The sequence below is a fragment of the Aeromonas sp. R4-3 genome (assembly GCF_040908275.1).
Classification (GTDB): Bacteria; Pseudomonadota; Gammaproteobacteria; order Enterobacterales; family Aeromonadaceae; genus Aeromonas; species Aeromonas rivipollensis.
The window spans coordinates 13,850-35,042 of sequence record NZ_JBFODK010000035.1 but is presented as its reverse complement, the minus strand read 5'-3'; the positions used below and the strand labels follow the sequence as shown (position 1 = coordinate 35,042).

General features: G+C 64.0%; 17 protein-coding genes. 14 read left to right on the top strand and 3 right to left on the bottom strand.

From position 1 onward, the window contains the following. Positions 1-176: 176 nt before the first annotated feature. The gene (locus tag AB5Y91_RS11950; RefSeq protein WP_163154276.1) at positions 177-503 is read left to right on the top strand and encodes a hypothetical protein; all 327 of its coding nucleotides are present in this window, start codon (positions 177-179) and stop codon (positions 501-503) included. 3 nt (positions 504-506) lie between these two features. On the opposite strand, the gene torS is transcribed toward AB5Y91_RS11950, so the two are convergent. Continuing rightward, on the bottom strand, positions 507-3,335 hold the full coding sequence (torS, locus tag AB5Y91_RS11945) for a TMAO reductase system sensor histidine kinase/response regulator TorS (RefSeq protein WP_368169894.1): 2,829 nt from the start codon (positions 3,333-3,335) through the stop codon (positions 507-509). Between the two features lie 70 nt (positions 3,336-3,405). On the opposite strand from torS, the gene torT reads away from it, so the two are divergent. Further along, entirely contained in the window at positions 3,406-4,458 is a 1,053-nt protein-coding gene (gene torT / locus AB5Y91_RS11940) for a TMAO reductase system periplasmic protein TorT (protein WP_368169893.1), read from the top strand. Positions 4,459-4,472: 14 nt separating this feature from the next. Here the strand turns inward: torT and torR are convergent, their stop codons facing one another. Further along, positions 4,473-5,186, bottom strand: coding sequence for a two-component system response regulator TorR (torR, locus tag AB5Y91_RS11935; protein ID WP_368169892.1), 714 nt, complete (start codon positions 5,184-5,186; stop codon positions 4,473-4,475). A gap of 151 nt (positions 5,187-5,337) precedes the next feature. On the opposite strand from torR, the gene torC reads away from it, so the two are divergent. From torC to AB5Y91_RS11875, 12 genes are all read left to right on the top strand, one after another. Further along, entirely contained in the window at positions 5,338-6,501 is a 1,164-nt protein-coding gene (gene torC, locus AB5Y91_RS11930; RefSeq protein ID WP_368169891.1) for a pentaheme c-type cytochrome TorC, read from the top strand. A gap of 40 nt (positions 6,502-6,541) precedes the next feature. After that, complete coding sequence (torA, locus tag AB5Y91_RS11925) at positions 6,542-9,034, top strand: trimethylamine-N-oxide reductase TorA (RefSeq protein WP_368169890.1); 2,493 nt, start codon at positions 6,542-6,544, stop codon at positions 9,032-9,034. A 99-nt stretch (positions 9,035-9,133) separates the two neighbouring features. Continuing rightward, positions 9,134-9,802, top strand: coding sequence for a molecular chaperone TorD (gene torD / locus AB5Y91_RS11920; protein WP_163154286.1), 669 nt, complete (start codon positions 9,134-9,136; stop codon positions 9,800-9,802). A gap of 7 nt (positions 9,803-9,809) precedes the next feature. Further along, on the top strand, positions 9,810-10,178 hold the full coding sequence (locus tag AB5Y91_RS11915) for a hypothetical protein (protein WP_106887645.1): 369 nt from the start codon (positions 9,810-9,812) through the stop codon (positions 10,176-10,178). Positions 10,179-10,284: 106 nt separating this feature from the next. Then, the gene (locus AB5Y91_RS11910) at positions 10,285-12,078 is read left to right on the top strand and encodes an EAL domain-containing protein (protein WP_368169889.1); all 1,794 of its coding nucleotides are present in this window, start codon (positions 10,285-10,287) and stop codon (positions 12,076-12,078) included. Positions 12,079-12,278: 200 nt separating this feature from the next. After that, entirely contained in the window at positions 12,279-14,225 is a 1,947-nt protein-coding gene (gene acs / locus AB5Y91_RS11905; RefSeq protein WP_111910404.1) for an acetate--CoA ligase, read from the top strand. Positions 14,226-14,511: 286 nt separating this feature from the next. After that, a complete protein-coding gene (gene aroQ / locus AB5Y91_RS11900; protein WP_005326561.1) occupies positions 14,512-14,961 on the top strand; it encodes a type II 3-dehydroquinate dehydratase in 450 nt (149 codons plus the stop codon). Between the two features lie 36 nt (positions 14,962-14,997). Beyond that, positions 14,998-15,459 (top strand): acetyl-CoA carboxylase biotin carboxyl carrier protein, encoded by a 462-nt coding sequence (gene accB, locus AB5Y91_RS11895; protein ID WP_368169888.1) that lies wholly within the window; start codon positions 14,998-15,000, stop codon positions 15,457-15,459. 15 nt (positions 15,460-15,474) lie between these two features. Continuing rightward, complete coding sequence (gene accC / locus AB5Y91_RS11890; protein WP_005326556.1) at positions 15,475-16,815, top strand: acetyl-CoA carboxylase biotin carboxylase subunit; 1,341 nt, start codon at positions 15,475-15,477, stop codon at positions 16,813-16,815. Positions 16,816-17,003: 188 nt separating this feature from the next. After that, on the top strand, positions 17,004-17,252 hold the full coding sequence (locus AB5Y91_RS11885) for a YhdT family protein (RefSeq protein WP_041204435.1): 249 nt from the start codon (positions 17,004-17,006) through the stop codon (positions 17,250-17,252). Positions 17,253-17,320: 68 nt separating this feature from the next. Then, positions 17,321-18,778 carry a sodium/pantothenate symporter gene (gene panF, locus AB5Y91_RS11880; protein WP_139745186.1) on the top strand — a complete coding sequence of 486 codons (1,458 nt, stop codon included), beginning with the start codon at positions 17,321-17,323 and terminating at the stop codon, positions 18,776-18,778. An 88-nt stretch (positions 18,779-18,866) separates the two neighbouring features. Beyond that, complete coding sequence (locus tag AB5Y91_RS11875; RefSeq protein ID WP_368169887.1) at positions 18,867-20,291, top strand: PTS transporter subunit EIIC; 1,425 nt, start codon at positions 18,867-18,869, stop codon at positions 20,289-20,291. Here the strand turns inward: AB5Y91_RS11875 and AB5Y91_RS11870 are convergent, their stop codons facing one another. After that, the gene (locus tag AB5Y91_RS11870; RefSeq protein WP_368169886.1) at positions 20,292-21,164 is read right to left on the bottom strand and encodes a LysR family transcriptional regulator; all 873 of its coding nucleotides are present in this window, start codon (positions 21,162-21,164) and stop codon (positions 20,292-20,294) included. Between the last annotated feature and the right edge of the window lie 29 nt (positions 21,165-21,193).

The window sequence follows — 21,193 nt, the reverse complement described above, 5'->3', positions numbered from 1 at the left end:
AAAAACCAGAGCCAGATCATGGATATAGCATTTACTAACAGATAACATCTTTAGACAGCACAGCGGTTGCGAAGCCTGGCGAGCGGCCATGGGCTGGCAACGGCAGGGCCCTTTGGCGCACAGGGTCACACCAGAGCCCTGCATTTGCCTCTCTCACCACAAGGGGGAACTCCACCATGGATCATCTGATGCTGTTTGTGATTGTCGCTGTCTTTGCCATCTTCTATTGGGTCTACTACACCGGCAGTCGCAAGGGCGCCTGCACCACTAGCTGGGAGGCGCTGCCCACCCGGGCGCAGTACCTGGCGGCCCACCCCGAGGCCGTCGATGGCGATATCATCTTCTGCATCCATTGCGGCCACCATCAGCAGCTCGAGGTGGGGGTGGTGCACCAGGCCGACTACCGGCGCCAGCACATCTGCCCCCGCTGCAAGCAGGCGCTCTATAGAGACGAGGAGCAGGAAGAAAGCGGCGGAGAAACCGTCGGCAGCAGGCCAGGCTGAGGATCATGCCTGGGTTGGCAGCTGCCTCTCCTGCCACGCCTTGAGCGTCGCCACCGCCGCCTCAAACTCCCCGGCCAGCCCCGCAGGATCACCCTCCCCCGCCTCCAGGGCGGCACACTGCGCGGCAAAGTCATCCAGCCCGAGTGCCAGGGCACTGCCCTTGAGCTTGTGGGCCATCCCCTTGCGCTCTTCCCCCTCGCACCGCACCAGCGCGGCCACCAGGGCCGCCCCCTGGGATTCAAACAATCCGATGAGCTGACGGATGCGCTGGCTGCCGAGCAAGGCCAGATCCGCGTCCAGCACTGGGTTGGCGGCCTGGGGGGCGGGCGGGTTGACGGTGCCCTCCCTCGCACCCGACGGAGCCTGCGTCGTCTCTCCCTGGAACTGCCGGTCTATGGCGCTGGCCAGCGCCGCCAGGCGCACCGGTTTGCCGACAAAGTCCGCAAAGCCCGCCTCCAGACAGAGACGGATATCCTCGGGGTACATCTGGGCCGAGATGGCGATGGCGGGCAGGGGGCGCTCATGCACCTCCTCGCTGATGGCAGCCAGATCCTCGCGCAGGGTCAGACCATCCATGTCCGGCAGATTGATGTCGAGCAGCGCCAGATCGAAACCCCGCTCTGTCACCCGCGCCAGGGCCGAGCGCCCGTCTTCCGCCAGGGTGACACTGTGGCCTAGGCGCACCAGCATGCCCTGCGCCACCAGCCGGTTGATCTCGTTGTCCTCCACCAGCAGGATGTCGCGAGACTGGCCGAGATGCAGCGGCTGAGCCGTGGCCGGCAACTGGGCGGCCGAGCGTTGCAGGGGCAGGCTGAAGCTGAAGCGGCAACCCTCCCCGGGCCGGCTGGCAAGGCACAGCTCCCCCCCCATGGCGGCCACCAGCTTGCGGCTGATGGCAAGCCCGAGCCCTGTGCCCCCCTGGTGCCCCATGTCCCGCTTGCGCTGGCGGAACGCCTCGAACACCGCCTCCTGCTCATGCTCCGGAATGCCGGGGCCGGTATCGCTCACCACGAACAGGATGCAGGGCTCGGCGCAGGGGCCACCGCATGGGAGGGGGCTCACCTCGAGGCAGATCCGCCCCCTGGCGGTGAACTTGACCGCGTTGCCCAAGAGGTTCCCGAGCACCTGGCGCAGCTTGCCCAGATCCCCTTCCACCACGGGGGGCAGGGCGGGGGCATATTCCAGCACCAGGGCCACTCCCCTGGCCTCTGCCTTGGGCCTGAACAGGGCGCTCAGCTCATCCACCAGCTGATGCAGCGGGAAGGGTTCCCGGCGCGCCTCCAGGTGGCCCGCCTCAATCTTGGAGTAATCGAGGATGTCGTTGAGGATCTCCAGCAAGGATTCGCCGCTGTGCTCTATGGCGGCCAGATAGCGCCGCTGGGTCTCGTTGAGATGGGTATCCTCCAGCAGGGTCAGGCCCCCCAGAATGCCGTTCATGGGGGTGCGAATTTCATGACTCATGGTGGCGAGGAAGACCGACTTGGCCCTATTGGCCTGCTCCGCCTCGGCGCGGGCCAGGCGCTGGTTCTCCACCTCTTCGTTGAGGCGCAGGTTGGCATGGCTGAGCTGGCGGGTGCGCTCCACCACCCGTGACTCCAGCTCCCGCTGGTAGCGACCCAGCTCGACCGCATTGTCACGAAACACCTGCAGGGCACGCCCCAGCTCCGCCAGCTCGTCACTACCCGCCCCGACGATCGGGTCCAGGGGGGCCAGATCCCCTCGCGCCAACCGGCTCATCCCCGCCACCGCGTGTTGCAGCGGCCAGACGATGCGGCCGTAGACCATGCGCCACATCAACAGCATCAGCAGCACCAGGGTGAGCAGGCCTATCCCCATCAGGGCCTGCTCCAGCAGCTTGAGACGCTGGCTCAGGGCCTGCTGACTCTCTCCCAGGGAGTCGCGGGCACGGTTGACCAGGTCACCCACCTGCTGGTTGAGGCTGCTCATCAAGGCCTCATTGGCGCTGGCCAGCACCCGCAGCGCCTCCCCCTTGCCGAGCCAGTCGCTACGCAGCTGCACCAGCTTGTCGCTCTGCGCCAGCACGGAGAGGGCCTGCTCCACCCCCTGGCGGCGGGCCGGATCCGTCACTGCCCCTGCGCGCAGCTGCAATATCGCCAGCTCCCGCTGTCCATCCCGCAACAGCGCCAGCAAGCGATCCTGCCGCTCGCCGCGCCAGATCTCCTCGATGCGCTGCTGCTGCATCAGGGTTCTGTGACGCAGCTCAGTCATCTGCTCCAGCCAGTCGAGATCCTGCTCCAGCAACCTGTCTATCGCCGCGGCGGCGGCGCGCCCCTGCAAGGGGTAGAGGGAGCCGAGCCCCGCCACCATCACGGTTTCGGCATTCTCCATCTGGCTGCGGGCAAGCTCGGCCACCTCGCTGGCCGCGGCCACCAGGCGAGCGCGCAGGGCGTCACCTTGCGCCATCAGGGTCAGGCGCTCCCCCACCAGCCAGCCCTGCTGCCCCAGGTTGCCTATGATGGCCTGGCTCAGGGGATGGAGCTGCTCCTGCACCTGCCTCTCCCCCTCACCGCCGAGCTGGGCCAGCAGGCGCTGCATCTGCTGCCCCTGCAGGGTGAGCAAGCGCCCCTGATGCTCCCGCTCCGCCTCGCTGGTCGCCGTGGCCAGCAGATGGGACGCGCTCTGGATCTCGCCGCTCAGGCGCGCCAGGGTACGGGCCCGCTCCTGATCGGCCAGGGTCTGCTGCACCCCCTGCTCCAGCTGGCGCAGGTGGGTGAGCCCAATCCACCCGAGCAGGGAGGCGCTCAGGGTCAGCAGCGCCATCAGGGAGAAGGCCAGCAGCAGCCTGCCTCCCAGGCCGGAAAAGATTCTCACGCTCAGCACCTTGGTTGTGGCCGGCTTTGACCGGATAATGTGGGCCCACACTTTAACAAAACCCCGGGTCATGCGAAGCGTCTATCTCTCCCTGTTGCTCATGCTGCTCCCTGGCCCCCTGCTCGCCTTCGAGGTGGATCACTGGCCCGGTGGCGCTTTCAGCGGCCAGCCGGTGCGCCAGCAGTGGCCGGAACCCGTCGCTGCAACCAAACCCCTGACCCTGTGCGCCCTCTATCCCCATCTGCGGGACGCCTACTGGCTGTCGGTCAATCAGGGCATGGTGGAAGAGGCGACACGGCTGGGGGTCAGCTTGCGGATCCACGAGGCGGGAGGCTACGGTGCCCTGGCCGAGCAGCGCCAGCAGTTGCAGCAGTGCCTGAGGGAGGGGAGCGACGCCATCCTGCTCGGCGCCGTGAGTCATGAGGGACTGAGGGAGGCAATCACCGCCAGCCCGCTGCCGGTCTTCGGCCTGGTCAACGATCTGCCCGCTGGCCTGGTGCAAGCCAAGGTGGGCGTCTCCTGGTATCAGATGGGCTGGCAGATGGGGCACTGGCTGGCACTGCGTCACCCGGCGGGCAGCCAACCCGTCTCGGTGGCCCTGTTCCCGGGCCCCAAGAGCAGCGGTGGCAACAACGTGGTCGAGCCCGGCTTTGCCGATGCCATCCGGGGGAGCGCCATCAAGCTGGTGACCACGGCCCGCGGCGACAACAGCCGCGAGATCCAGCGCACCCTGGTGCAGCAGACCCTGGCCCGCCACCCGGACCTCGACTATCTGGTGGGGGGGGCTATTGCCGCCGAAGTGGCGGTCAACGAGCTGGCGCAGCGCCATCTCGACAGGCCCCGAGTGCTGAGTACCTACTTCAGTCACGGGGTGCAGCGCGGCCTGCTGCGGGGCAAGATGCTGGCGGCCAACAGCGATCAGATGCGGCTGCAAGGCCGTCTAGCCGTGGCCCAGGCCGTCTGCCTGCTACAGCATCCCGAGGCGAGCGAGCAGCAGTGCCCGCGGGTGATGGGGCCACCCATTCTGACCCTGGATGGGCCCCTGGCCGACACCGGCGACTCCCTCTCCGATGGGGCTTTTCGCCCCGTCTACCGGGTCGGGGCCGCCCCCGCAGACCATTAGCCCCGCCAGCTGACTCAGGGGGCCAGCTCGCCGGCAAACAGATAGCCTTCCCCGTGGACGGTGACAAAGAGCTGGGGATCCCGGGGATCCAGCTCCATCTTGCCCCGCAGCCGCCGGATCAGCACGTCTATGGTGCGATCGCTCGGGCCATCGCCACGGTGGCTGATGAGGGTCAGGATCCGCTCCCGGCTCAGCACCCGCCCGGGGTGGGCGACGAAGGCCACCAGCACCTCGTATTCGGCCTTGGTCAGGCGCACCGCCACCCCGTCCTTGCTGAGCTGGCGGCGGGGAATATCAAAGCGCCAGGGGCCGAAATAGACAGCGTCGTCGAGGGGCTCGGCGACCCGGGTGGCAGGCGCCGCCAACGAGATCCGCCACAGCAGGTTCTTGACCCGCACCAGCAGCTCCCGCAGCTCGAACGGCTTGGTGACATAGTCATCGGCCCCCATCTCCAGGCCGACTATCCGGTCCACCGCATCGCTGCGGCCGGTGACCAGAATAATCCCGACAGTGCTGCGCGCCCTCAGCTCGCGGGTCAGCAGCAGGCCATCCTCCCCCGGCAGGTTGATGTCCAGCATCACCAGATCGACCGTCTGATCCGCCAGCACGGCGCGCATCTCCTGGCCATTTTCCACCGCCGTCACCCGATAGCCCTCCCGCTCGAAATAGCCGGTCAGCTTCTCACGGGTAACCGCATCATCTTCAACAACCAGAATGTGGTAGCTCATGGGCAGGGTTCACGAAGGTCGACAAGGGAGGATTATTCTATTCACATTTTGTCATAAATACCCCTATTTCGTTAATTTGTGGCGGCAACCCTGTTCACAGCCTCTCCCTATCATGGCCCTCATCAAAAAGTCATGATGATGAGAGACAGCTATGAAAAAACTGTGGCACTTCCTGCGCACACCCAGCCGCCGCTGGTCGGTGCTGGCGCTGCTTCTGGCCGGCATCGGGGTCACCCTGGCCGGTACCGTCGGCCTGCATTACGGCTTCGAGAAGACCAGCAGCCTCGAGTTCTGCATCTCCTGCCACTCCATGAAGGACACCGTCTATCCGGAGTACAAGGAGTCCATCCACTTCAAGAATGCCTCCGGGGTACAGGCTGTCTGTACCGACTGTCACCAGCCGAAGGACTTTGTCGGCAAGGTGGCCCGCAAGATGGAGGCGGCCAACGACCTCTATCAGGAGTACATAGGCCACAGCATCGACACCCAGGAGAAGTTCGAGGACAGGCGCCTGCACCTGGCCGAGAAGGTGTGGGCCCGGATGAGCAGCCAGAACTCCAAGACCTGCAAGTCCTGCCACAGCTACGACAACATGGATCACGCCAAGCAATCCCCCGCCGCCGCCCTGGCCATGAAGGATGCCGCAGCGAAGAACATGAACTGCATCGAGTGCCACAAGGGCATTGCCCACGAGCTGCCCAACATGGCGGGGGGCTTCAGGGCCACCTACGCCACCCTGGCCAGCGAAGCCCAGCAGGCGCCAGCCGGCGACACCCTCTACACCCTGGGTGAAAAAGACCTCTATGCCAGCGAGCAGAGCACTGAGCCGGTCGGCAAGCTGCTGCCCGCCTCCCGCATCGACGTGGTGGCCCGCAGCGGCGATCGCCTGCAGGTGACCATTGAGGGCTGGCGCGAGCGCGAAGGCAAGGGCCGGGTGCTGAGCGAATACATGGGCAAGCGGGTCTTCGTGGCCACAGTCCGAGACGAGCTGAAAGCGAACGAGAAAGTGCTCAAGCAGGAGACCGACAGCGCCACCCATATCCAGTGGGAGCAGGTGCAGGTGCAGGCCTGGGTCGATGGCAAGGGGCTCGAGCCCTCCCTCAAGCCCATCTGGGATTACGCCGGCGAGATGTACAAGTCCACCTGCAACTCCTGCCACGGCGCGCCGGACCCGGCTCACTTCACCGCCAACGGCTGGATCTCGGGGCTCAAGGCGATGTCTGCCTACTACCGCCTCAGCAAGGAAGAGGAGCGCACCCTGCTCAAGTACCTGCAAAACCATGCCGCCGACACCGGCGGTCAGGGCAGCCACTAATTCCGGATTCGAGTTCCGGATCCGAGAGAGGAACAACAAGATGATCAATATTTCCCGTCGTGGTTTTCTGGGTGGCTTGCTGGCCAGCGGTGCCTCTGCCCTGATCGGCCCCTCCCTGCTCGGTCGTGCCGTGATGGCCGCCGAGTCCGGCGAAAAACTGGTGCAGTCCGGCTCCCACTGGGGCGCCTTCCGTGCCCGGGTCGTCGATGGCCGCTGGCTCGAGACCCTGCCGTTCGAGCATGACAAACACCCCACAGAGATGCTCAAGGCCTTGAGTGAAGTGGTCTACAACCCCTCCCGCATCCGCTACCCCATGGTGCGGCTGAACTGGCTGCGCAAGGGCCACCAGTCCGATACCAGCGAGCGCGGCCAGAACCGCTTCGTGCGGGTGACCTGGTCCCAGGCGCTGGACTTTTTCTATCACGAGCTGGAGCGGGTGCAGAAAACCCATGGCCCGAGCGCCCTCTATGCCGGTCACTCCGGCTGGCAGTCGGTGGGCAAGCTGCACTCCGCTGGCGCCATGCTGGGGCGTGCCATGAACCTGCACGGCACCTATCTGGCCAAGGCAGGTGACTACTCCACCGGCGCCGCCCAGGTGATCCTGCCCCACGTGGCAGGGGCCATGGAGGTGTACGAGCAGCAGACCTCCTGGCCGCTGGTGCTGGAGCACAGCAAGACCATCGTCATCTGGGGGTCTGACCCCATCAAGAACCTGCAGGTGGGCTGGCTGGTGCCGGATCACAGCGTCTACGACTACTGGGCAGAGCTCAAAGAGAAGGTGGCCAAGGGCGAGATCCGGGTCATCAGCATCGATCCGGTCAAATCCAAGACCCAGAAGTACCTCAACTGCGATCAGATAACCCTGAATCCGCAGACCGACGTGCCGCTGATGCTGGGCATAGCCCACAGCCTCTACAGCGAGAAGCGTCACGACGAGGCCTTCCTCAAGAACTACACCACAGGTTTTGACAAGTTCCTGCCCTACCTGCTGGGCACCAGCGACGGTCAGGTGAAGGATGCCGAGTGGGCCGCCGCCATCTGTGGCGTCCCTGCCGAGACCATACGCGAGCTGGCCCGCGCCATGACCAGTGGCCGCACCCAGCTTATCGGCGGCTGGTGTGTGCAGCGCATGCACCACGGCGAGCAGTACGCCTGGATGCTGGTGGTACTGGCCTCGATGATTGGCCAGATCGGCCTGCCGGGGGGCGGTTACGGCTTTGGCTGGCACTACAACGGGGCGGGCACCATCACCTCCAGCGGCCCCATCATGTCCGGTTTCAGCTCTGTCATTCCCGGCGTCAAACCGCTCCACGACGGCGACTGGAAGGGTTACTCCAAATACATTCCGGTGGCCCGTTTCGTCGACTGCATCCTCAATCCGGGCAAGACCATCGCCTTCAACGGCCAGACCATCACCTACCCCCACATGAAGATGGCGGTGTTCTGCGGCAACAACCCCTTCCACCACCAGCAGGATCGCAACAAGATGGTGGCGGCCTGGCGCAAGCTGGAAACCGTGGTCAGCATCGATCACCAGTGGACTGCCAGCTGCCGCTTCGCCGACATAGTGCTGCCCGCGACCACTACCTATGAGCGGGATGATATCGAGCAGTGGGGCTCCCACTCCAACGCGGGCATTCTGGCCATGTACAAGGTGGTGGAGCCGCTGTTCGAGGCGCGGGATGACTACGATATCTTCGCCGATCTCTGCCGTCGCTTCGGTCGCGAGGCCGAGTTCACCGGCGGCAAGAGCAAGCTGGAGTGGATCCAGAGCATCTATGACGACGCCCGCCTGCAGGGTCGCGGCATCGGCATCCGTCTGCCCCGTTTCAGCCAGTTCTGGCACGGCGAAGGCTTCGTCACCTTCCCGGCGGGCCAACCCTGGGTGCGTCACGCCTCGTTCCGTCAGGAGCCGGATCTGGAACCCCTCGGTACCCCGTCAGGCCTTATCGAGATCTATTCCAAGACCATAGCCGACTACGGCTATGGGGATTGCCCGGGCCACCCGGTCTGGATCGAACCCTACGAGCGCTCCCACGGCGGGCCGGGCAGCGCGCGTTTCCCGCTGCACCTGCAATCCTGCCACCCGGACAAGCGGCTGCACAGCCAGCTCTGCTCCTCCGATAATTACCGCGCCACTTACACGGTACAGGGTCGCGAGCCCGTCTACATGAATCCGCAGGATGCCAACTCCCGCGGCCTCAAGGACGGGGATCTGGTGCGGGTGTTCAACGGTCGTGGTCAGGTACTGGCCGGTCTGGTGGTGAGCGAGGACTACGCCCCCGGCGTCGTCAGGATCCAGGAGGGGGCCTGGTATGGCCCGCAAGAGGGCGGCAAGGTCGGCACCCTCTGTACCTATGGAGATCCCAACGTACTGACCGCCGACATCGGCTCCTCCAGCCTGGCGCAGGCCACCACGGCCCACACAGCACTGGTGGAGATCGAGAAGTTCAGTGGGCAGGCGCCCGCCGTCACCGCCTTCGGCGCACCTGAGTCGGCCAAGGGCATAGACCCCATGTTCCCGGCACTCTGACCCCGGGGGGACGAAAGCGCCCCCTTGAGTTTCCTTTATTTTTAAAGTCGTTAGAATCGGGAGCCATCAAGGCTCCCGATTGCCATCCACGGAGGAAAAATGCAGGAATTTATGGCTACCAGCGAACGCCGGGCCCAACTCTACTGGTGGTTCTCCACCCTGTTTGCCGCCGAACTCAGTGATGAGCAGATCGCCGAATATGACACCTATGACGTGCGAAGCTTCCTGAAAAGCCTCTCCACTCTGGATCCCATGCGCGAGGCCGTGGCCGAGCTCAATGACGCCATCGCCCGCCTGCTGGTGCGCACCGATCGCCAGCTGGAGCTCGCCGCCGATTTTGCCGGCCTCTTCCTGGTGGATCCCAAGCAGGGGGCCCTGCCCTACGAGTCCCTCTACCGGGGCGATGCCAAGCTGCTGATGCAGGCCCCCATGGCCGAGATGCAGGCCCGCCTGGATCGCCTCGGCATCAATGTCAGCGACAAGTACAAGGAGCCCGCCGATCACCTGGCCATAGAGCTGGATCTGATGGGCAACCTCATCATACACGCGGCGGAAGCGACCACGGCCGCCCAGCGGGAGAGCTGGCTCGGGGAGCAGGAAGCCTTGCTGCACGAACATCTGCTGGCCTGGTTCCCGCGCTTCGAGGCCGCCTGCCGCGCCGCCGACCAGTTTGGCTTCTACGGCGCCAGCGCCCGGCTGCTGGGGGTCTTCCTCACCATGGATGCCAACTACCTCAGCCTGGTCAAGCCGGCGCAGTCTGCCGACTAAGCCTCGCATGAAAACAGCCCTGCTTCTGATTGCATGCTGGCTGCTGGCCCTGATCCCGCTGGATCAGGGCCTGACCCCCCTCGCCGTCCTGCTGTTTCACCCGGACAGGGAACTGTACGGCGCCGCCCAGCTCACCGGCTTTGCCGGTATCCTGCTCACCCTCTACCTCGCCAATCTCGGCGTCGAGGTGGTGCTGCGCCGCCGCTTCCAGATAGCGGGCATGCTGACCCTGCTGGTGGCCTGGATAGACTTCATCAACAGCAGCGGCAGCGAGTCGCACTTTCTGCTGCTCTACCTGCTGGCCCTGCCGTTCCACCTGCTCGGCTGGCTGGTACTGGTGCGCGGCATTCAGGCATTCGGCCGCCAGAAAGGCTGACATCCCGTTGATTTAACATCACTCCCAGACTTTTTCTCCCTCTTGAAACTTCCTGCCATACTGACACAGTCGTCTAAATGACAAAGAAATCAATTCAGGAGCCTCCATGGAAAAAGTGCTACCCGAATCGGTTCAGACACTGCATTTGTCAGGCCCGTTATCCCTTCATGAATGGCAACAACTGTTCGAGCTGGCACCCTTTGGGATAGGGGTCTTCGATCGTGAATTCAGGTGCCGTGGCGTCAACGGTATCTTCACCGAGCTGAGCGGTCTGGCCCAGGGGGATCACCTCGGCAAGACGCTGTTCGACATCACGCCGGCCCAGGCCCCCATGCTGCTCCCCCGGCTCAAGCAATTGCTCAATGGCGTCCCCCGGGCCGAGCTGGATCTGGGCTGCATCCATGTCTCCCGCCCCGGCGGGCCGAGGCGCTGGCAGATGAGCTGCAGCCCCCTGGTGGATGCCGCTGGGATCTTCAATGGCATCTTCCTCATCGCCCGCGATCTCACCCAGGATCCCCGCGCCTATCTGGGCGTGGCCCGCTTCACCGGGGAGATCCAGGAAACCAGCAGCCAGCACGCACAGCGGCTCTACCAGGCGGAGGCCAGGCTCCACCACCTCTCCTATCACGACCCCCTCACAGATCTTGGCAACCGCAACCTGCTGCAGGAGCGGCTCGAACTGGAGATAGAGACGGCCCGCTTGAACAAGCAGGCCCTCGCCCTGCTGTTCATCGATCTCGACGGCTTCAAGCTGATCAACGACAACCTGGGGCACAGCGCCGGGGATCTGCTGCTCAAGCTGCTGGCACAGCGCATCCGCCACAGCCTGCGCCCGGGGGATCTCGCCACCCGGCTCGGTGCAGACGAGTTCCTGGTGCTGCTTCCCGACATCCGGCAGCCCCAGGACCTGGTGGAGCTGATCGAGCGGCTGCAACACAGGCTCCACGATCCGGCCGACATAGGGCAGGAGCGGGTGAGGCTCTCGGCCAGCATAGGCGTCGCCCTCTACCCGGAGCATGGCCTGACCCCGGACGGCCTCATCAGTGCGGCGGACAATGCCATGCATGAGGCCAAGCGCCGGGGCCGCAACGGCTATCTGTTCTACTCTCCCGACATGATGACCCAGATGAGGGAGCGGATGGCCCTGGAGCAGGGGCTGATCAAGGCCATGGAGCAGCAGCAGTTCCGCCTGCTGTACCAGCCCATGACGGATCTGGCCAATGACAGCCTCAGCGGCCTCGAGGCCCTGGTACGCTGGCAACACCCGAGCGAGGGCATGATCTCTCCCGCCCGCTTCATTCCGGTGGCCGAGGAGTGCGGCCTGATAGAGCAGTTGGGGGAATGGGTGATGCGCACCGCCTGCCAGCAGGGACAGCGGTGGCTGGCGGAAGGGTTCGCCGTGCCCAGGTTGTCCGTCAATGTGTCGGTCAGGGAGATGCGCTCCCCCGACTACGTGGACAGGGTCACCGCCATCCTGGCGCAGACCGGCTTCCCGGCAGAGCGGCTGGAGATAGAGGTCACCGAGAGCATCATCCAGAGCGTGGATCAGAGCCTGAGTCTCTTTACCCGCCTCAAGGCGCTGGGAGTGCAGATCGCCATCGACGACTTTGGCACCGGCTTCTCCTCCCTGAGCCTGCTCAAAAGCCTGCCCATAGACCGCATCAAGATAGACAGGGCCTTCGTGCAGGCGCTGCCCGACGACAAACACAGCCGGGAGCTGTGCCGCACCATAGTCAGCCTGGCCGACAGCCTCGGCATGGCGGTCACGGCGGAAGGCATAGAGACCCAGCCCCAGCGCCAGTTCTTGCAGTCTCTGCGCTGCGAGGAGGGCCAGGGCTACCTGTTCAGCCACCCCCTGTCAGAACCCCACATGACCTCCATGCTCGCCCCCCAGCGGTGACAATGGCCGCCTCAAGGGATCCAATGAAGAAGGGAGCAGCAGGCTCCCTTCTCTTTATTCCCTTCAGCTTGCTCCCGTCAGGGCCCGCTCACAGGCGCCCTTCCTCCTCTCGTCGCTATCCAAAAGTCTAATTGCCCTCCCGTGCCAAAGGTATAAGTTGTTACTCAATCATTACAAAAATGTATTCACAGGAGTGAGAGATGAGCGAGAGCAAGGTCTATCCGGTCAAGGCCCACATAGGTAGCGACGCCCTGCTGGACAAGGAAGGTTATGAAGCCATGTACCAGGCGTCGGTGCAGAACCCGGACGCCTTCTGGGGGGAGCAGGGCAAGATCCTCGACTGGATGACCCCCTACACCCGTGTCAAGAACACCTCCTACGATCCGGGCCACGTCTCCATCAAATGGTACGAGGATGGCCTGCTCAACGTGTCGGCCAACTGCCTGGATCGCCATCTCGCCGAACGGGGTGACAAGGTCGCCATCATCTGGGAAGGGGACAACCCGGCCGAGGATCGCAAGCTGACCTATCGCGAGCTCCACGGCGAGGTGTGCAAGTTTGCCAACGTGCTCAAAGCCCAAGGGGTCAAGCGCGGCGACATGGTCTGCCTCTACATGCCCATGGTGCCGGAGGCGGCCATCGCCATGCTGGCCTGTACCCGCATCGGCGCCGTGCACAGCATCGTCTTCGGCGGCTTCTCGCCGGAAGCCCTCTCGGGTCGCATCATAGACTCGGGCTCCTCCATCGTCATCACAGCCGACGAGGGCCTGCGCGGCGGCCGCCCCATCCCCCTCAAGAAGAACGTGGATGAGGCGCTCACCCACCCGGATACCCGGGTCAACAAGGTGATCGTCCTCAAGCGCACCGGCGGCAAGGTCGCCTGGCATGACCACAGAGACATCTGGTGGCACGACGCCGTCGCCGCTGCCAGCCCGGATTGCCCGCCCGAAGCCATGGGCGCCGAGGATCCCCTGTTCGTGCTCTACACCTCGGGCTCCACCGGCAAGCCCAAGGGAGTGCTGCACACCACGGGCGGCTACCTGGTCTATGCCGCTCTCACCTTCAAGTACGTGTTCGACTATCACGAAGAGGACATCTACTGGTGTACCGCCGACGTGGGCTGGGTCACCGGTCACTCCTACCTGGTCTACGGGCCGCTCGCCAACGGCGCCACCACCCTCATGTTCGAAGGGGTGCCCAACTACCCGGCCACCAACCGCATGAGCCAGGTGGTGGACAAGCACCAGGTCAGCATCCTCTATACCGCACCCACCGCCATCCGCGCCCTGATGGCCAAGGGCAAGGAGGCCATCGAAGGCACCTCCCGCGCCAGCCTGCGCATCATGGGATCTGTGGGGGAACCCATCAACCCGGAAGCCTGGGAGTGGTACTACCGCACCATAGGCGACGAGCGCTGCCCCATAGTCGACACCTGGTGGCAGACCGAGACCGGCGGCATCCTGATCAGCCCCCTGCCCGGCGTCACCGCCCTCAAGCCCGGCTCCGCCACCCGTCCCTTCTTCGGGGTGCAGCCGGCCCTGGTGGACAACCTGGGTGAGCCGCTGGAGGGTGCCACCGAGGGCAACCTGGTGATCACCGACTCCTGGCCGGGCCAGATGCGCACCGTGTTCGGCGATCACGAGCGCTTCGAGCAGACCTACTTCTCCACCTTCCCCGGTCGCTACTTCACCGGCGACGGTGCCCGTCGCGACCAGGATGGCTACTACTGGATCACGGGGCGGGTGGATGATGTACTGAACGTCTCCGGCCACCGCATGGGTACCGCCGAAATTGAATCGGCCCTGGTGGCCCACCCCAAGATAGCCGAGGCGGCCGTGGTGGGCGTCCCCCACGAGATCAAGGGTCAGGGCATCTACGCCTATGTCACCCTGATCGCCGGGGAGGAGCCGAGTCGCGAGCTGCATAAGGAAGTGAAGGAGTGGGTTCGCAAGGAGATAGGCGCCATCGCCACCCCGGATGTGATCCACTGGGCCGAAGGGTTGCCCAAGACCCGTTCCGGCAAGATCATGCGCCGGATCTTGCGCAAGATTGCCACCGGCGAGACCGACAGCCTGGGGGATATCTCCACCCTGGCGGATCCAGGTGTGGTGGACAAACTTATCCGCGAGAAGTCGGAAGCGGCCTGAGTCCTCTCCCACCTCTCTCGACAAAGCCGGCCTTGTGCCGGCTTTGTCGTGTCTGGAAAGCCTGAAGAGGCGGGCATTGCGGCAGAGCGGCTCCGCGCACCAACATGCTTAATAAATGGCCAGATGTAGAGATTAGACCAGTAAAATGCTGCTAATTTTCACGAAATCAATATAATTGCGAAATCTGTGTGCCAGGGCACACCGAATTGTGCAGAAAGTGGCTAGATTTTTGGTGGTCCACAGATAGCTGATAGATAGCAGCATTATCATCGAGGATGTACTCAATATGTCGCAACATCACCGAATTCTCCTGCTCAACGGTCCCAACCTGAATCTGCTGGGCAAGCGGGAGCCGGGAATCTACGGCAGCAAGACGCTCGATGAGATCGTCGCCGATCTGAGCCAGTACGCCAACGAACTCGGTGTCACCCTGGAACACCTGCAATCCAATGCCGAACATGAGTTGGTCGGCCGCATCCATCAGGCCATGGGCCAGGTGGATTTTATCATCATCAACCCGGCCGCCTTCACCCACACCAGCGTCGCCCTGCGCGATGCCCTGCTGGGCGTGGCCATCCCCTTTATCGAGGTTCACCTGTCAAACGTTCATGCCAGGGAACCCTTCCGTCATCACTCCTATCTGTCTGATGTCGCCAAGGGGGTCATTTGTGGGCTGGGTGCCGATGGCTACCAATTCGCTTTAACCGCGGCCGTGCATCAATTGCGCGCGGCTTGATAATCACTGATCAGATAAAGAAGAAAGAGAATGCTAATGGATATCCGCAAAATCAAGAAGCTGATTGAACTGGTTGAAGAGTCCGGCATCGCCGAGCTGGAAATCTCCGAAGGGGAAGAGTCCGTTCGCATCAGCCGTAATTTCTCCGGCCAGGTTAGCGTTGCCCCGCAGATGATGATGCAGCCGGCACAGGTTCAACAAGCCGCCGCTCCGGTCACCGCTGCCGCCCAGGCCGCCGCTCCTGCTGCCGATGCCGCCCCGAGTGGCCATCTGATGCGCTCCCCCATGGTGGGCTCCTTCTACCGCTCCTCCAGCCCGGAAGCCAAGCCGTTCGTGGAAGTCGGTCAGCACGTCAATGTCGGCGACACCCTGTGCATCGTCGAAGCCATGAAAATGATGAACCAAATCGAGTCTGACAAGGCCGGTGTGATCAAAGCGATCCTGGTTGAAAATGGTCAGGCCGTCGAATTTGACGAGCCGCTGTTCATCATCGAATAAGGGAAGACGCCACCCATGTTGGACAAAGTAGTCATCGCCAACCGCGGTGAAATTGCCCTGCGGATCCTGCGTGCCTGCAAAGAGCTCGGGATCAAGACAGTGGCCGTTCACTCCACTGCCGATCGGGAGCTCAAGCATGTGCTCCTGGCCGACGAAACCATCTGTATCGGCAAACCCGCCAGCGGTGAGTCCTACCTCAATGTGCCGGCCATCATAGCCGCCGCCGAGGTGACCGGGGCCGTCGCCATCCACCCGGGCTACGGCTTCCTCTCCGAGAACGCCGACTTTGCCGAAGTGGTCGAGAAATCCGGCTTCATCTTCATAGGCCCGCGCGCCGAAACCATTCGCCTGATGGGTGACAAGGTTTCCGCCATCGAGGCGATGAAGAAGGCAGGCGTACCCTGCGTACCCGGCTCCGACGGCCCGGTGGACAACGATGCCAAGCGCAACGCCACCATCGCCAAGCGGATCGGCTACCCCGTGATCATCAAGGCCGCCGGTGGCGGTGGTGGTCGTGGCATGCGCGTGGTGCGCAACGAGTCAGAGCTGGCCGCCGCCATCGCCCTGACAAAATCCGAAGCGGGCCAGTTCTTCAAGAACGACATGGTCTACATGGAGAAATACCTGGAGAACCCGCGCCACATCGAGATCCAGGTGCTGGCAGACGGTCAGGGTACCGCCCTCTATCTGGGTGAGCGGGACTGCTCCATGCAGCGCCGTCACCAGAAGGTGGTGGAAGAGGCGCCGGCTCCCGGCATCACCGAAGAGATGCGCAAGTTCATCGGTGAGCGCTGCGTGCGCGCCTGTCTCGAAATCGGCTACCGCGGTGCCGGTACTTTCGAGTTCCTGTACGAGAACGGCGAGTTCTACTTCATCGAGATGAACACCCGGATCCAGGTCGAGCACCCGGTCACCGAGATGGTCACCGGCGTGGATCTGATCAAGGAGCAGCTGCGCATCGCCGCCGGTCAGCCCCTGTCGATCACCCAGCAGGACATCCGCATCCGTGGCCATGCCATCGAATGCCGGATCAATGCCGAAGATCCGGCCACCTTCATGCCGTCTCCAGGTCTCATCCAGCGCTTCCACGCGCCGGGTGGTCTGGGCGTGCGTTGGGAATCCCACATCTATGCGGGTTACAAGGTGCCGCCCTACTACGACTCCATGATCGGCAAGCTGATCTGTTACGGCGAGAACCGTGACATCGCCATCGCCCGCATGCGTCACTCTCTCGACGAGCTGGTGGTGGAAGGGATCAAGACCAACATCGCCCTGCAAAAAGAGATCATGAAGGACGAGAACTTCCAGCACGGTGGTACCAACATCCACTACCTGCACAAGAAGTTGGGTCTGTAAGAGGTGCCAGGACCCGATAACTTGCCGCACGGTGGCATTAACAGCCACCATCTGCACAAGAAGTTGGGTCTGTAAGGACTCTTCAACAGAGATTGTCCGGTCCCTCCGGATCGGCAACGAAAAAAGGGCCATGGCGACATGGCCCTTTTTTGTTATCCTTGCGCCCCTCAAAATTGTCGGAGGCCAAGGTGAATCGTTTCGCGCTCGCCCGTCGGGAAGCAGCCCTCTGTCTGTTGCTGACCCTGCTCTATTTCGTTGCCTGGTATGGCACCGCTTATTTCATCCCGGAAGAGCTGGAACTCTGGGATATGCCGCTCTGGTTCCTGCTCAGCTGCATGCTGATGCCACTGCTGTTTATCGGCCTGTGCGCGCTCATGGTGGACCGCCTGTTCATCGACATACCTCTCGACACCGAGGAGCCTCCCCATGAATCCTGAGCCGCGCTGCGAATCCATGACGGACCACCGGTTTACCGACGTCTCGCTGGACACCCAGGAGTCCCCCCATGAATCTTGAGTTGATGCTTCCGCTCGTCATCTACCTGGTGCTGGTGCTGGGGGTCGGCTTCTGGGCAGGTCGCCACCGCGCCGGTGGTGACTTCGTGCAGGAGTACTTCATCGGCAACCGCAGCATGGGCGGCCTGGTGCTGGCCATGACGCTAGTGGCCACTTACACCTCGGCCTCCTCCTTTATCGGCGGGCCCGGGGCCGCCTACAAGATAGGCCTGGGCTGGGTGCTGCTGGCGATGATCCAGCTGCCCACCGTCTGGCTCACCCTGGGGGTGCTTGGCAAGAAGTTCGCCATCATAGCCCGTCGGGTCAATGCGGTGACCATCAACGACATGCTGTGGGCCCGCTACCGCAGCAAGTGGGTGGTGGTGCTGGGCTCGGTGACCATCATCCTCGCCTTTATCGCCACCATGGTGGTGCAGTTCATCGGCGGCGCCCGCCTGCTGGAAACCGCCACCGGCCTCAGCTACCAGCAGGGACTCTTCCTGTTTGCCAGCTGCGTGCTGCTCTACACGGTGATCGGCGGCTTTCGCGCCGTGGTGATGACGGATGCCCTGCAGGGCATCATCATGCTGATAGGCACGGGTGCCCTGCTGGCGGGGATACTGATTGCCGGTGACGGCCTGCCGAACCTCATCCACCAGCTCAAGGTGATAGATCCCAAGCTGGTGAGCCCGACCGGCGCCGGTGACATGCTGACCCAACCCTTCATGCTGAGCTTCTGGATCCTGGTCTGCGTCGGTGTGGTGGGGCTGCCCCACTCCGCCCTGCGCTGCTTCGGCTACCGCGACAGCAAGGCGCTGCACAGAGGCATCCTCATCGGCACCGTAGTCAGCGCCCTGCTGATGCTGGGCATGCACCTGGCCGGCGCCCTGGGCCGCGCCATCCTGCCCGGCATGGACAGCCCGGACAAGATCATGCCCTCCCTGATGATGGAGGTGCTGCCCCCCTGGCTGGCGGGGGTCTTCCTGGCGGCCCCCATGGCGGCCATCATGTCCACTATCGACTCCCAGCTGATCCAGGCCTCGGCGACCCTGGTCAAGGATCTCTACCTCAACTACCTCAATCCTCGCCAAGAAAAGCTGGAGGTGCGCATTCCGCGCCTCTCCCTGCTCTGCACCCTGATCCTCGGCACCCTGGTACTGCTGGCGGCGCTGCAGCCGCCAGAGATGATCATCTGGCTCAACCTGCTCGCCTTCGGCGGCCTGCAGGCGGTCTTCCTCTGGCCCCTGGTGCTCGGCCTCTACTGGTCGCGGGCCAATGGCCCCGGGGCGCTGGCCAGCATGGTGTCAGGCATTGTCTGCTACGGGGCCTTGAGTCAGTGGGGGATCAAGCTGGCCGGCCTGCACGCCATAGTGCCCAGCCTGGGGCTCGGGCTGGTGGCCTTCATTCTGGTCAGCCTGCTGACCCCGCCCCCGGATCAGTCGGTTCGCCGATTGTTTGATCAGAAATAAGAAAGGGGCCAATAAAGGGACTCGCACCTATTCCCAAATGGGTGCGAGTGGGTAAAATGTGCGCCACGTCACAAAATGCCGCGCCCTTATGCCAGTCCAGAACGCCAGAAAGATCCTGACCCAGTCCCTGCAACGGCTCGGTTATGCCCTGTTGCTGCCCGTTTCCATTCTGCCGCTGGCGGCCCTGCTCTATCGGCTCGGCCAGCCGGACGTGCTGGATCTGGCGGTGCTCTCCCTGGCCGGACGCGCCCTCTTCAGTCAGATGCCGCTCATCTACGCGGTGGCCATCGCCTTCGGGCTGAGCCGACAGGGGCAAGGGGCGCAAGCCCTGGCTGGCGCTGTCAACTTCCTGCTGCTGAGCTCGGCACTCGCCACCCTGCAGCCCGGCCTGCATGCGGACATGATCTGCGGCCTGCTGGCGGGCCTGACCACCGCCATGGTCTGCTCCTGGACCCGCAGCCTCTCCCTCCCCGGCTGGCTGCGACCGCTGCAGGAGGAGCTGCCCGGCCTGCTGCTCTCGGCCCTGGCCAGCCTGTTGCTGGTTGTACCCCTGGCCCTGCTCTGGCCCCTGCTGGAGCAAGGCATCACACTGCTCGCCTCCGATCTCCTCACCACGCCGTTTGGCGCCTTCTGCTACGGCGTGCTGAACCGGCTGCTGATCCCCCTCGGCTTGCACCAGGTGCTGGGCAGCCTGATGGGGCTGGGGGAGAGCAACCTGCAGGCGCTCTCCGCCGCCCAGCCGCTGCACGAGGGCTATGTGGCGGGTCTCTATCCCGTCATCATGTTTGGTCTGCCCGGCGCCTGCTTTGCCATCTGGCTCCATCGCCAGCGGATGCGGCGCCTGCCGCAGGGGGGCTTGCTGCTCACCCTGGCACTCACCTCGGCCCTGGTGGGGATCACCGAACCCATCGAATTCCTGTTCGCCTTCACCGCCCCCTGGCTGTTCCTGGCCCATGCCCTGCTGACCGGGCTGTCGCTGGCCATCTGCAGCGGGCTCGGCATCCAGGTGGGCAGTTACTTCTCCGCCGGGCTGCTGGATCTGGTGCTCAGTTACGGCTCAGGTGAGCACAGTTTCTGGCTCATTCCCCTCGGCATACTGTTCTTCGTCATCTATGCCCTGGTCTTCTCCCGGTTGCTTGAATACGCCCCCCTCAGCCTGCCGAGCAAGCCCATCGCCGAGGATCTGCCCCAGCTCGCGGCCGTGGCCCCCACGGATCCGCAGATGCTGGCCATCCAGTACCTCAAGATGCTGGGGGGCATGGACAACCTGCAGGCCATGAGCGTCTGCCTGACCAGGCTCAGCCTGCGGGTGCGGGAGATGGCGCTGGTGGATCAGTCCCATCTGGCCAGGCTCGGCTGCCTCTCCTGGATAGTCCTGAATGACCATCAGCTAGTGCTGGTGCTGGGCCCCAACGCCGGCCTCATCGAGGGGCAGATCCGCATGCTGGCAGAGCGCCAGTCGGTCCCCCTCGGTCTCGAGCCCGGTCAGGCCCCCCTCAGCCAGCACCGCTGATCAGGCAAAGGGCAGCCGCTCGGCGACGAAATCCATCAGGCTGCGCAGGGCGGGCGCCAGGTGCTCGCGGCTCGGATAGATGAGGTAGAAGGGATTCGGCGGTATGGGGTGAGCCGGCAGCACCTTCAGCAGGCGCCCCGCCGCCAGATCCTCCCGGCAGACGTGATCCGGCAACAGGGCGATACCCCCCTCGTGGAGTGCCAGCTCCCTCAGCGCCAGCAGGCTGTTGCTGAGGCAGGCACCCTGAGGTCGCCAGCCCCCCTCCTGCAGTGGCCACACTGGCAGCACCCCATGCACCAGGCAGGCATGGCCTCCCAGCTCCGTCAATTGTTGCGGCGTGCCGTGGCTCGCCAGATAACCCGGGGCCGCCACCAGATGGCGCGCCACCTGGCCGATGCGCCGGCAGATGAGGCTGGAGTCTTTCAGCGGAGCCGCCCGCAGCGCCAGATCGTAACCCTCTCCCACCAGATCCAGCTGCTCGTCACTCAAGGTCAGTTCCAGTACCACCTCGGGGTAGAGGGCGCGAAACTGGGCCAGGATCCGGCCAAGCAGCAGGGTGCCCGTGGCCTCGGGGGCTGTGATCCGCACCCGGCCCGCCGGGGCCGAGCGCAACCTGGCCATGGCCAGATTGGCGCTTCTCGCCAGGGCCAGCAGGGACTGGCAATGCTCCACATAGACCTCTCCCTGGGGGGTCAGGCTCAGTCTGCGGGTGGTGCGCTGCAACAGCCGCACCCCGAGCCGGGACTCGAGGCGCGAGATCTTCTGGCTCACCGAGGACTTGGGCATGCCGAGCACCTCGGCCGCCCCGGTAAAACTGCCCTGCTCCACCACAGTAGCGAACAGCCCCATCAACTCCAGTTCGACATTGTTCATATATGCAAACAGTCTGTCCCAATTACCCA